Below are 12,413 nucleotides of genomic sequence, written 5' to 3'. Positions count from 1 at the left end.
TGTCTGGGTGTCCAAGCGATCAGACGCGGGTGCGCCCGCCGGTGATGAAGCGCAGCAGGAACACGATCAGGGCGATGACCAAGAGCACGACTCCGACCCAGATCAGGAAGCTCAGCGACGACGAGATGCCTCCAGTGATGAGCAGCACGATCGCGATGATCGCGATGATCGCAACAAGAATATTCATAATTGTGTATCCCTCCCGAGATGTATGAACGGCGGTGGCCGCGGCCCAATTTTACGTCGCGGGTACACCAGTTCGGGGGGGCCTTGCGCCGCCGGAAGGTTCTGGGGTAAGGCGACGGACGGCCAGCACGGATTCGAGAACAGCGGCTGCCGCCAGCTGCAGGTCGCCATCGGTTGCACCTGCGCCGAAAGTGAAACGAACAGCAGTCTGAGCCAGTTCGGGTTCGATTCCCACCGCCAGGAGAACGTGGGAGGGCTCGTCGCTCCCGGCCGCACAGGCCGACCCACTCGAGCACACCACACCCCGCCGCTCCAATTCGAGGAGCACCGCCTCACCACTTGTTCCGGCGAAACAGAAGGAGGCGTGGCCGGGCAGCCGCGAGGTCGCGTGCCCGGTCAGCAGGGCATCCGGTACCATCGACTTCACCGTGGCGATGAATTCGTCACGGAGTGCGGTCACACGGTGGGCGTCGTCGACTCTGGTACGTTCTGCGAGAGTGAGGGCGGTCGCCAGCCCCACTGCCCCGGCGACGTTCTCGGTGCCTGAGCGCGCCCCGCGTTCCTGCCCGCCGCCGTGAAGAACCGGTTCGAGGGAGAGCCTGCCTCGAACAACCAGGGCGCCGATCCCCTTCGGTGCACCGAGTTTGTGCCCCGAGATCGTGAGCGCATCGAGACCTAGCCTGCGGATGTCGAGGTCGAGCCACCCGGCGGCCTGCACCGCGTCGGAGTGCAGGGGTACACCGGCCCGCTCAGCAATGGCGGAGAGCTCGGCAACCGGCTGTACCGTGCCGATCTCGTTGTTCGCGAACATGATCGAGGCCAGCGTGGTGTCGGGCCGCAGTACGGCAGCGAACTGTTCGGGATCGACCAGGCCCGTGCCGTCGACCGGCAGCAGCGTCACGTCGAACCCGTGATGGCGCCTTAGATAGTCGCACGACTCGAGAACGGCTTCGTGTTCGATCGGTGTCGTCACGAGGTGCCGCCCCCGCGGGTTCGCCAGGGCGATTCCCTTGACTGCGAGGTTGTCGGCTTCGGTACCCCCAGCGGTGAAGACGACCTCGCTCGCCCGAGCCCCGAGCAGTCGTGCCACCGTGGCCCGGGCCTCGCCGAGTGCCGTCGCCGCGCGCTCCCCCAGCGAGTGTGTACTCGATGGGTTGCCGAAGTCTCCGGTGAGGTAGGGCCACATCGCCTCGAGAACCTCACGCCGCACGGCCGTGGTGGCGGCGGAGTCGAGGTAGATCATGTGGTGACAGTCACATCGAGCCCCAGGTCGAGTGCGCGCACGCTGTGCGTCAACGCACCGACGGAGATCACGTCGACACCCGTCTGGGCGATCGCGGCCACCGTGCTCAGGTTCACCGACCCGCTCGCCTCGACGATTGCGCGCCCAGCCACCTCTTCGACTCCCCGGCGGAGGTCTGAGAGGCTGAAGTTGTCGAGCATGATCGTGTCGACGCCGCCGGCGAGCACGGCCTCGATCTGGTCGAGCCTGTCGACCTCCGCTTCGAGGTGCGTGGTGTGCGACAAGGATGCCCGGACCTGCCTCAGAGCTTCGGTGACGCTGAGCCGGCCATCCTGGGTCAGAACAGCGAGGTGATTGTCTTTGGCCATGACGGCATCAGAGAGCGAGAAGCGGTGGTTGTGCCCGCCCCCGCAGCGCACCGCGTGGCGTTCGAGCACGCGGAGGCCGGGAGTGGTCTTCCGGGTGTCGACGATGCGCGCACGGGTGCCAGCTACCTGTGCGACGTACTGGGCAGTGAGGGTGGCTATTCCCGAGAGTCGCTGCACGAAATTCAGCGCGACGCGCTCGGACTGCAGCACGGAGCGGGCGGCCCCCGATACCGTGGCGAGAGTGTCACCCTTCGCAAACACCGCACCGTCTGCGACGTGCATCTCGAAGACGACGGCTGGGTCGAGCAGGGTGAACGCTGCGGCGAAGACCGCTCCGCCGCTGAAGACTCCTGCCTCGCGAGCGACGAGTCCGGCTGTGGCCCGGGCGTCGACGGGGATCAGTGTCTGGGAGGTGAGGTCGCCCCAAGGCGCGTCTTCGTTCAACGCCATCGTGACGATGGGTGTGATCTGCAAGGCCGTGAGTGCGCTGCTGAGCTGGCCCGTGTGTGCGGCCGAAGCCGCGATGGTGTTCGAAGTGTTCACAGGGAGACCCGCGCCTTTCGTGCTGCGATCAGGTGATGGTGGAACTGGGAGCTCGGCTCCGTGAAATCCGAACGGAAGTGAGCACCGCGCGACTCTTCGCGGGCCAGCGCCGCGCGGGCGATGAGCGTGCCCAGCAGGTGCAGGTTGGCATTCTCCCGATCGTGCAGTGTGTCGGTCGACGGCCGCAATTCCGCGAGCCGATCGAGCGCCAGGCCCAGCATCCGGGCATCGCGGTAGACCCCGACGGTGTCCCACATCATCTGCTGCAGCTCGAGGCGGTCGATCGGCCGGGCGGTGGCGGCCCTGCCACGGTCGGAATCGGGCGGATCGACGACCTCACCAGGAGATCCTCCGATGTCGTCTGTCGCACCCACACGCTCAGGCCAGGCCTCCGGCTCCGCCTCACCCTGCAACGCTTGCACGCACCGCCACGCGAAGACGACAGATTCCAGCAGGGAATTCGAGGCGAGCCGGTTCGCCCCATGCACCCCGGTGCAGGCGACCTCCCCGACGGCGAAGAGCCCACGAAGCGAGGTGCGACCCCAGTTGTCCGTCGAAACACCGCCCATCCAGTAGTGGGCGGCCGGGGTGATCGGAATCGGCTGGGTGCTCCAGTCGAGGCCATTTCGGCGGCAGGCCTCGGTGATGCTCGGGAACCGGCGACGGAGAAAGTCTGGGCCGAGCCCCGTGGCATCGAGCATCACCGGCGCGCCCCCCTGCTTGTGCATCTGCTCGGCGATACCGCGGGCCACCACATCGCGCGGCGCGAGCTCGGCATCCGGATGCACGGCCTGCATGAACCGCTGGCCGTCGCTGCCCAGCAGCACTGCCCCCTCGCCCCGCACGGCCTCGGAGATCAGGAAGTTGCCGGGCATGGCAAGCGACGTCGGGTGGAACTGGTAGAACTCGAGGTCGGTGAGTTCGGCGCCGGCACGATAGGCCGCTGCGACCCCATCACCGGTTGTCACCACCGGGTTCGTCGTGTGCGAGAAGAGCTGGCCTGCTCCCCCGCTGGCCAGCACGACGGCGTCGGCACGAAGCTCTGACGCCACACCGTCTGCGCCGATGATCGACACACCCACCACGCAGCCAGCATCATCGACCACGAGGTCGGCGACGAAAGTGAATTCGAGGATCTGCGAGGCCGTTGCCCGAACGGCCCGCACCAGCGCCGACTCGATCTCGGCCCCTGTCGCATCTCCGCCCGCGTGAAGAATGCGAGGGTGCGAGTGCGCCGCCTCGAGCCCTGCGGCCAGCTCGCCGCCCTCGGAGCGGTCGAATTCCACCCCCAGCCTGATGAGGTCGCGAATGCGTTCAGGCCCCTCGGCACACAGCACCTCCACGGCAGACACGCGGGTCAGCCCGGCACCGGCGACCAGAGTGTCGTGCACGTGCGATTCGACGCTGTCGTCGTCGAAGAGCGCGGCAGCAACTCCTCCCTGGGCATACCTCGTGTTGCTCTCACCGAGCTCAGCTTTGGTGATCAGCGTCACGTCGTGCGTGCGGCTAGCCTGGATGGCCACCACGAGGCCAGCGATTCCGCTGCCGACCACGACGATCGTGCCACGAGACGGCTCTGGCTGCCCCTTCGGATCACTGGTCATGGCTTGGCCGCCAACATCCTCTCGAGGGCGACCCTCGCCGGCAGAGCAACCGAGTCTACGACGGAGATCTGGTTCACGATCTCTCCGGCGATGAAGGCCTCGAGCACCCAGGCCAGGTAGCCCGGGTGAATGCGGTACATCGTCGAGCACGGGCACACCACAGGATCGAGGCAGAAGATCGTGTGTTCGGGGTGTTCGGCGGCGAGCCGCTGCACCATGTTGATCTCGGTTCCGATGGCGAACGTCGAGCCTGCTGGCGCCCTCTCGATGGCCTTCTTGATGTAATCGGTCGAACCGGCTTCGTCCGCAGCGTCGACGACGGGCATCGGGCACTCCGGATGCACGATCACGCGCACGCCCGGGTGCTCAGCCCGCGCGCGGTCGATCTGGGCCACGGTGAAACGCTTGTGCACCGAACAGAATCCGTGCCAGAGAATGACCCGGGCATCCTGGATCGCCTCCGCATCGTTGCCACCGAGCGGTTTGCGTGGGTTCCACATCGGCATGCGCTCGAGCGGCACGCCCATCGCTTTGGCGGTGTTGCGACCGAGGTGCTGGTCGGGAAAGAACAGCACGCGCTGGCCCCGCTCGAAGGCCCACTCGAGCACAGTCGCTGCGTTCGATGAGGTGCAGACGATTCCGCCGTGCTCGCCGCAGAACCCCTTGAGGGCCGCCGAGGAGTTCATGTAGGTGACCGGGATGACCGGCACGCGCCCGCTCGCATCCGGCTCGGTGCCGTACAACTCTTCGAGTTGTTCCCAGCACTCCGTCACCGAGTCGATGTCGGCCATGTCGGCCATCGAGCAGCCGGCAGCCAGGTTCGGGAGAATGACGCTCTGGCTTGGGCCTGAGAGCAGATCGGCCGTCTCCGCCATGAAGTGCACGCCGCAGAACACGATCGCCTCGGCGTCGGGCCTGGCTCTGGCGGCCTGGGCGAGCTGGAAGGAGTCGCCGACAAAATCGGCGTAGGTGATGACTTCATCACGTTGGTAGAAGTGGCCGAGGATCACCAGGCGGTCACCGAGCGTCGCCTTTGCAGCACGGATGCGACGATCGAGCTCCTCGTCTGAAGCACGTCGGTACTCCGCGGGGATCTCACCCTGGCGCGGCGTGTCGACAGGAGCAACATCGAACATCGACGAGCCCGGCCCGTACTCGGCCACCGGCGCCGAGTCGAAGTTCCAGGGTGCTTCTTTGAGCGCAGGGCTGCAACTGGTCACCTGTCCGCCGGGGCGGATCAACTGGATGGTGGTGTTCACAGATGCCATGCGGCGCTCCTCGGGAGTGTCAGAACGGGGATTCGAAGTGGTCGGTAGGGGGGTATCGCTGGAGGCAGCCAGAGTCGGCAGTGGGGTTCGGAGTAGGGGTTCGGCGTCTGGCCCGACTAGAGACCGGGAAGCGGGCCGTTGTCCACCAGCCCGACCGACTCGTTGTACTTGTAGAGACGCGGGGGTCGGTGGCGACCCCCAGACAAGCGTTCGTCAGTGGCGACGATGGACTTGGTCGACTCCACCTGGCGCCGGAAGTTGGCGGGGTCGAGCGGTCTTCGCAGAACGGCCTCGTACACCTCGCGCAGCTGGGCGAGTGTGAACCGCTCACCCAGGAAGGCATGGGCGATCTGGCTGTACTCCATCTTGGTTCTCAGCCGCCAGAGGGCGTACTCGACGATGGTGTTGTGGTCGAAAGCCAGCTCAGGCAGGTCGTCGGCGGGGTACCACCTGACGTTCTCGCCTTCCATCGCTCGCTCCGCTTCGTCTGGCCTGACCAACGCCCAATACACGATCGAGACGACGCGTTGCCCCGGCGACCGGTCGACGGTTCCGAAGGCGTAGAGCTGCTCGAGGTATTGGGGGGCGAGACTCGTGGTCTCGTGGAGATTTCGGCCGGCCGACTCTGCCAGGCTCTCAGACGCCTGCACGGGACCACCCGGCAGGGCCCAGAGCCCGTGGAACGGCTCACGGATCCTGCGGACGACAGGCAACCACAGCGTGGCCGGTGCGCCTGCCTCACTTGCCCGCAGCGCGAAGATCACGGTGGAGACAGCGAGAACCACTTCGTCAGTGCGTGACGATTCAGGCCGCGGCAACGAGGCAACACTGGGCGCGTGCGCTGCTTCACTGGCTGTCATCGGGCATCGATTCGAGTAAAGGTTGAAATGACTTGAACTGATGATAGCGCATTCGACTGCCCGCGCAGACCACGTCAGACCAGTTCAAACCCGTTCGTATGGGAGCACGATCGACTTCTCCGGCCTGTTCTTGCCGCCGTGAACGGGCGAGAATAGGCGACGCGCCAGCCTCCGTCAAGGCCCAATATCCCACTTGTCTGCGGCACAGAACCGGGCCATAGTTCATCTATGACGCGGTGGCCTCTCCCCCCACGAAGGCCACGTTCGTCGGAGTTCCCGACCAGTCGGCATGCGAGTTCTGACGCTGTCGTTCTTCGGGAATCCTGTGGTCTGGTTTCGCGGCAATCGGGTAGTTGCGAAACCAGACCACCTTTTCTGCGTCGGCGAATCGACACCGTAGGCTGGCTCGCGTAGCGAAGGAGACTCATGGGAAAACTGGTCTACGGAGACGCCGGCACCGAAATCGAATTCGACGACCGGGTCCTCACCCACCTGCAGATCGTCATCGGCGCCAAACTCCGCCGCCGCGAGAGCTTTTTCTTCTCGTGGAAGGACGACCCCTCCGTCGGTGACGGCCGGAGCAGCATCTGGCTCGACTCGTCGGTGCCGTTGTACTTCCGCTTCAGCGGGAGCAGGGTGCCCACCATCAACCGTGACTGGATCACTGCCATGACGGCCTCAGCGAACAGCGGGGCAGGGCTCACCTTCATCGAAGAACCCGGCGAGCCGTCGACCCCCCTGCCGAAGTCGACGGCCTGACCGCGCCCGCCGGCCTCACCCCGTGTTCTGCAGTCCGGCGGCGACTCCATTGACAGCCAGCAACAGCAGCTGGTGCGGTTCGTCGAGAGGGTCGGAACTACCGGATGCCCTGACCTCCCTGAGCGCACGAAGCTGCAAGAGCGACAGCGCGTCGACATAGGGGCTGCGGAGTCGCACTGCGCGTCTCAGCACAGGGCGCGTCTCGAGCACCTCGGCGTTGCCGGTCGTGAGACCCACCCATTCCCGGGTCAGTCGCATCTCTTCGAGCACGAGGGCCGCAAGGTCATCGCGGTCGCCGAGCGCCAGGTACCGTTTCGCCAGCCTGTCATCGGTCTTGGCCAGTGACATCTCGACGTTGTTGATCATCGCGGTGAACAGGGGCCAGCGAGCGTAGGCATCGCGCAGGACGTCGAGATCCCCAACGGCTGCCAGGGCCGAACCCAGCCCGAACCAGCCCGTCAGGTTGATGCGGGCCTGGGTCCAGGAGAAGACCCAGGGGATGGCTCGCAGGTCCTCGAGAGACTCCACAGAGAGACCGCGCCGGGCGGGCCTCGAACCCAGAGCCAGCAGACCCACTTCTTCGAGAGGCGTGACCTGGGCGAACCACTGGGGAAAGCCCTCGCTCCTGATCAGTTCGTAGAAGCGCTCCCGCGATCGCACGTCCATCGTTGCAGCGACATCACTGAAATCCGCAGTGGCGTCGGCGTTCGACTTCTCATTCGTCGGGCTCGAGGCGAGCAGGGTTGCTGCCGCCATCTGCTCGATGTGCCGGGCGGCAATCGTCTTGTCGCCGTACTGGGCGAAGATCACCTCGCCCTGCTCCGTGAGCTTGAACCGTCCCTCCACAGATCCCGGAGGCTGCGCCATCACGGCCTCGTTGGCCGGCCCTCCGCCGCGCCCCAGCGCGCCGCCGCGCCCGTGGAAGAGGGTGAGCTCGATCTCGTTGTCGCGAGCCCACTGTGCGATCTTCTCCTGGGCGGAGTAGAGAGCCAGTGTCGCCGAGACCGGGCCCACATCCTTCGATGAATCGGAGTAGCCGAGCATCACCTCCAGGCGGCGACCGGTCTGGGCGAGACGTGCCTGCACGGCGGGCAGTTGGATCATCTCGGCGAGGATCGTCGTGCTGGCCTGCAGGTCGTCGAAGGTCTCGAAGAGCGGGATGGCGTCGAGGGTCGGTGCGGCGTCTGCAGAGCCGAGCGCTGCCTCGGCCAGCGCGTAGACGTTCGCAATGTCGGCAGAGGACTGCGTGAACGAGACGATGTAGCGACGCGACGCGTTCAGGCCGTATCGGGCCTGGAGGAAGGAGATCGTGCGATAGACATCGAGCACCTCGTTGGTCATCTCGCTGAGCTCACCACCGGCCGCCACCTCTGCGAGTGCCTGTCGATGCACCTTGGAATGCTGCCGCACCTCGAGTTCAGCGAGATGGAAGCCGAAGGTCTCGACCTGCCAGAGGAGGTTCTGCAATTCGCCGTTCGCGCTTCGGTGCGCGCCAGCGGCCCGAAGCGAAGCCTGGATCACCCGAAGGTCACTGAGCAGTTCGTCTGGCTTGGCATAGGCGAGATCGGCATTTCTCAGGCGCGTGGCCGCGATGCGGGCTGCGACGACCAGAAGCACCCGCCGATGTGGCTCGTTCGGAGCCCTGGTACCCACCTGCGCCGTCACCTCACCGGCGAACGCCCGTTGGCTCGCCCACAGGGCCTTGAGCCCGGCGTCGGCGGGAGTGTCGGCCGAATCGAGCGTGAGGGTGCGCCCGATTCGCGTGGCTGCGCGCTCGAGGCCGAGCAGGATGTGTTCGGAGGCGATCGCAGCAGCCGCTTTCGTGACCGAAGCGGTGACAAATGGGTTGCCATCGCGGTCTGCCGCGATCCAGCTGCCGAGTCGGAAGAACGCGGGCGCTTCGGTCGGCCGGGCACCGGCATCGCCTGCGAGCAGCCAGTCGTCGAGCATCCGGTACACCTTGGGAACCACCTCGAACAGGGTCTGGTCGAAGATGTTCATGGCGGTCCGCACCTCATCGAGGGGCGTCGGGCGTGTGGTGCGCAGCGGCGAGGTGCGCCACAGCACGTCGATCTCCTCGAGGAGCCGGCGATCGTTCTCCGCTCCAGAGAGGGTACCTGCGCTGGTGGCGTCGCGTTCGGAGAGCAGTTCGCTGATTCTCCGGATGCCCGAAGCCACGGCCCTGCGTCGGGCCTCCGTCGGATGCGCGGTGAGCACAGGGTGAAAACGCAGTTCGCGCAGGCGTCTCGATGCCTCGTCGGCCCCGACTTCGTCTACCAGCTGCTCGATCGCCGCCGGGAGGGAGTCGGTCGTGACGGCTCCGCCTGCCGCGTCGCGCGCACGAAGCACACGCACGCGGTGGTGTTCCTCGGCGAGGTTGCTGAGGTGGAAATAGCAGGTGAAGGCCCTCGCCACCTGCTCTGCCCGGGTCGGGGAGAACGAATCGACGAGCTCCTCAGCTGCTTCGATCGCTTCGGAGTCGTCGTTCTCGTAGGCCTCGATCGTCAATGCACGGAGTTTCTCGACGTCGGCGAGCAGTTCCGAGCTGCCCGATTCGGTGAGCACCCGGCCCAAGAGGCTGCCGAGAAGCCGAACGTCGCCCCGGAGGTCTTCGTTCACCTCGTCGCGAATATCCTTGCGGGTGGGCTCCTTGCGAGGTGAAGCAGTGCTGTCTTCGATAGTGGTCACCGCAATACGCTAGCGCGAACAGATTGACAACACGTTACGAGAGGTTTCGAACGTGTCTCGTGGGCCAGGCCCGCGGGAACACTGCGCGCAGCTATCCCCCAGCTTCTTCGACCAGATTGGAAGCCTATGGAACTCGCTGTCGATATTGTGCTCATTGTCGCCGCTGTGGTGGCTGTCGCCGCCGGCTGGGGGCGTGGCGCTGTCGTCACGGCCGCTTCGCTGCTCGGCATCGCCGTGGGCGCCTGGGCAGCAACGATCGTCTCGCCCCTCGTGGTGACAGCGCTCGTCGGCTACGGCTGGACAAGCTCCCTGCAGCGTTCCATCGTCGCCGGCGTCGTCTTCGTGCTCTGCATCGTGATCGCCTCCTCGATCTTCGGCGCCGTCGCCGTTCTGTTGCGCCGCACCATCGGTCGGCTCAGGATCGCCCGGGGCATCGACTCCCTGGTCGGCGCCGCCATGGGATTGCTCGCCTGGGCGATCGTCGTCTGGCTTGCGGGCGGATTCCTGCTGTCGACGGGCCAGCTCCAGGCCACGCAGATGGTCAATTCCTCGGCGATCGTGCAGACTCTCAACCGGCTGGCCCCCGTGCCGGCGACAACGGCTCTCGGAACCCTCGACAGTGCCCTCGGCAGCGCCGGGTTCCCGACGGTCTTCTCGAATGGTGCAGAGATCATCGCCGGGGCGCAGGCTCCCGATACCAGCGTGCCGAACGCTGTCGACACGGCGTCAGCCAGTGTGGTGAAGGTGCTCACCTCTGCACCCAACTGCAACACCGATTCCGAGGGCAGCGGCTGGGTCGTCGCCGACAACCGCATCATCACGAACGCGCACGTCGTGGCGGGCGGCTCCGACATCTACGTTCAGACCAGCGCGTCGAACACCCTGCTTCCCGCCCAGCTCGTCGTCTTCGACCCCGAGAGCGACCTCGCTGTGCTCGAAGTCAGTGACCTCCCCGCGGCCCCCCTTGTCCTCGGTACCGAACTCGCTGCCTCCGACTCCGCCGTGGTCGCCGGCTACCCCGAGAATGGCCCCTACCAGGCGGTCACGGCCCGCGTGAGGCAGGTGGTGCAGGCCACGGGCCTTGATATCTACGGCCAGACCTCGGTTACTCGCGAGATCTATTCGCTTCGCACCACCGTTCTCCCCGGCAATTCCGGCGGCCCGCTCTTCAACACCGACGGGGCCGTCGTCGGTGTGGTCTTCGCACGATCGACCACCGACGCAGAAACCGGCTACGCCCTCACGCTAAACCAGATCCAGCCCGTGCTGGCCCAGGTCACAGCATCCGACCCTGTCAGTTCTGGGGCATGCCAGGCCGAGTAGTCGGCTGGTCTGAGCTGCGAAGGCCGTCCACGCTCACCCTGCGGTCACCAGGCGAGTCTGAGGCCCGTCTTCGCCGCCGCATCGCGAACTCTGCCGTGCAGCTCGTCTGACACGCGGTCGGCTGCAGGATGCACGGCTCGGCCACTCTCAGAAGCCAGCCTTCCGCCGATGTACACACGTTCGAGGTTGCGGAGCCCACAGGCGAACGCATAACTCGCGTACACGTCCCACACTGGCCCCGTGTCGGGATTCGAGGGGTTCACCACCACAAAATCGGCGAACTTGCCGACCTCGAGGCTGCCGATGCGATCGGCGACCCCCAACGCTTCCGCCGAACCGAGGGTGTGGAGTCGCATCATGTCGCGCGGCATGATGATCGAGGCATCCTGGTGCAGGGCACGCTGGGTGTACATACCGATTCGCATGTTCTGGAAGGGGTCGCTGATGTCGGTGCAGGACTGGTCGTCGAGCCCGACGCCGATGGGCATGCCCAGCCCGCGATAGCGAACGATGTCGGCTATCCCTGAACCCAGGCGACCGTTCGAGGTCGGCTGCCACACCATTCCACTGCCCGAACTCGCCGCCTTCTTGGCCATGTAGGCGTCGGGGTGCACGAAGTGCCCGAACAGGAATCCCTCGCGGAGGGCTCCAGCGTCTTCGTACCAGCCGAACTTCTCGCGCTGCTGGTCGAGCGCTTCGCTGGTTTCGAGAAAATGGGCCTGGTTCCCGATTCCGTGGGTATCCATTGCGCGCACCTCGTCGCGCGCCGCGCCGGCGGCCTCCGACCACTGCACCGCACCGAAGACACTCGTGCCGAGGTTGAGGGCTGGTGGCACTTCTGACTGCACGTAGGCGACAGCATCGGCGAATACGCCGAACGCCTGGTCTGCGGGCTGGAACTCGCTGTCGAGACGGATCGAGTTCACGGTGCGTAGCCCCGAATCGCGCGCAGCGTCGACCTGGCGCTGGAGGTAACGCTCACTTCTGATCGAAAAGATCTCACGGCGGTCTGTGGCGGGGTCGTAGCGGCCGACCACCCGGGAATCGGTGAAGTTGTAGGCCGATGTGATGCCGTTGGTGATGAAGTCGAGACAGCCGTGCAGCGTGAACCAATAGATGTCGTCTTCGTCTGCGGCCGAGATGAAGCTCGACTGCGTTCCGACCCAGCCGTAGAGATTCTCTCCCGGAGTCATCCCCCGCATTCCCGAGGTGAAGATGTGGCTGTGCGCTGAGACGAATCCGGGCGCGACGAACGAGCCGTGGGCATCGACGGTCTCGCCGGTCTGGCTCGCCGGTGCGTCACCCTCGCCGAGGCCGCTGATCCGCCCGTCACTGTCGACGGTCATCCAGCCCCTGAACCATTCGGTGCCGTCGGCCATCGGGATGATGATGGCATTCATCACGGTCAAGGCGTGTACGAACATGATCCTCCGGGTGTCTTCGCCGCGGTTGCGGCTCAACCGAACCACTCCACGCACGCTAGCGATCGGAGAAGTCCAACAGGTTACGCGCGGCGGTTGCCAGCCGTGCGTTGTCACTGAACGGAGCCCGACCCGCAGGAGCCGGCTGTG

At 65.8% G+C, this 12,413-nt stretch carries 10 protein-coding genes; 2 read left to right on the top strand and 8 right to left on the bottom strand.

Translation table 11 applies throughout. The features are described from left to right. Positions 1–19 precede the first annotated feature (19 nt). From JOE66_RS07400 to JOE66_RS07375, 6 genes are all read right to left on the bottom strand, one after another. Positions 20–187, bottom strand: coding sequence for a hypothetical protein (locus JOE66_RS07400; protein WP_205108122.1), 168 nt, complete (start codon positions 185–187; stop codon positions 20–22). Between the two features lie 51 nt (positions 188–238). Further along, a complete protein-coding gene (locus JOE66_RS07395) occupies positions 239–1,429 on the bottom strand; it encodes a cysteine desulfurase family protein (protein WP_205108120.1) in 1,191 nt (396 codons plus the stop codon). Then, a complete protein-coding gene (gene nadC / locus JOE66_RS07390) occupies positions 1,426–2,247 on the bottom strand; it encodes a carboxylating nicotinate-nucleotide diphosphorylase (RefSeq protein WP_205111729.1) in 822 nt (273 codons plus the stop codon). Before nadC ends, JOE66_RS07395 begins: the two co-directional genes overlap by 4 nt. A gap of 89 nt (positions 2,248–2,336) precedes the next feature. Beyond that, positions 2,337–3,944 (bottom strand): L-aspartate oxidase, encoded by a 1,608-nt coding sequence (gene nadB, locus JOE66_RS07385; protein WP_205108118.1) that lies wholly within the window; start codon positions 3,942–3,944, stop codon positions 2,337–2,339. Next, positions 3,941–5,212, bottom strand: coding sequence for a quinolinate synthase NadA (gene nadA / locus JOE66_RS07380; RefSeq protein ID WP_205108116.1), 1,272 nt, complete (start codon positions 5,210–5,212; stop codon positions 3,941–3,943). The genes nadB and nadA overlap by 4 nt, the downstream gene beginning before the upstream one ends. A 116-nt stretch (positions 5,213–5,328) precedes the next feature. Further along, positions 5,329–6,072: an NUDIX hydrolase gene (locus JOE66_RS07375; RefSeq protein WP_205108115.1), complete on the bottom strand. Its 744-nt coding sequence runs from the start codon at positions 6,070–6,072 to the stop codon at positions 5,329–5,331. Between the two features lie 426 nt (positions 6,073–6,498). Here JOE66_RS07375 and JOE66_RS07370 point away from each other — a divergent pair, with 426 nt between their 5' ends. Then, positions 6,499–6,831 carry a DUF7882 family protein gene (locus tag JOE66_RS07370; protein ID WP_205108113.1) on the top strand — a complete coding sequence of 111 codons (333 nt, stop codon included), beginning with the start codon at positions 6,499–6,501 and terminating at the stop codon, positions 6,829–6,831. A 15-nt stretch (positions 6,832–6,846) separates the two neighbouring features. On the opposite strand, the gene JOE66_RS07365 is transcribed toward JOE66_RS07370, so the two are convergent. Beyond that, entirely contained in the window at positions 6,847–9,519 is a 2,673-nt protein-coding gene (locus tag JOE66_RS07365) for a phosphoenolpyruvate carboxylase (RefSeq protein ID WP_372435482.1), read from the bottom strand. Between the two features lie 126 nt (positions 9,520–9,645). Here JOE66_RS07365 and JOE66_RS07360 point away from each other — a divergent pair, with 126 nt between their 5' ends. Continuing rightward, on the top strand, positions 9,646–10,842 hold the full coding sequence (locus tag JOE66_RS07360; protein ID WP_205108111.1) for a MarP family serine protease: 1,197 nt from the start codon (positions 9,646–9,648) through the stop codon (positions 10,840–10,842). A gap of 44 nt (positions 10,843–10,886) precedes the next feature. Here the strand turns inward: JOE66_RS07360 and JOE66_RS07355 are convergent, their stop codons facing one another. Then, positions 10,887–12,311 carry an amidohydrolase family protein gene (locus JOE66_RS07355; RefSeq protein ID WP_205108108.1) on the bottom strand — a complete coding sequence of 475 codons (1,425 nt, stop codon included), beginning with the start codon at positions 12,309–12,311 and terminating at the stop codon, positions 10,887–10,889. Between the last annotated feature and the right edge of the window lie 102 nt (positions 12,312–12,413).

The sequence above is a fragment of the Subtercola frigoramans genome, assembly GCF_016907385.1.
GTDB lineage: Bacteria > Actinomycetota > Actinomycetes > Actinomycetales > Microbacteriaceae > Subtercola > Subtercola frigoramans.
The sequence above is the reverse complement of the archived record's forward strand: the minus strand, read 5'-3'. Positions and strand labels throughout refer to the sequence as shown.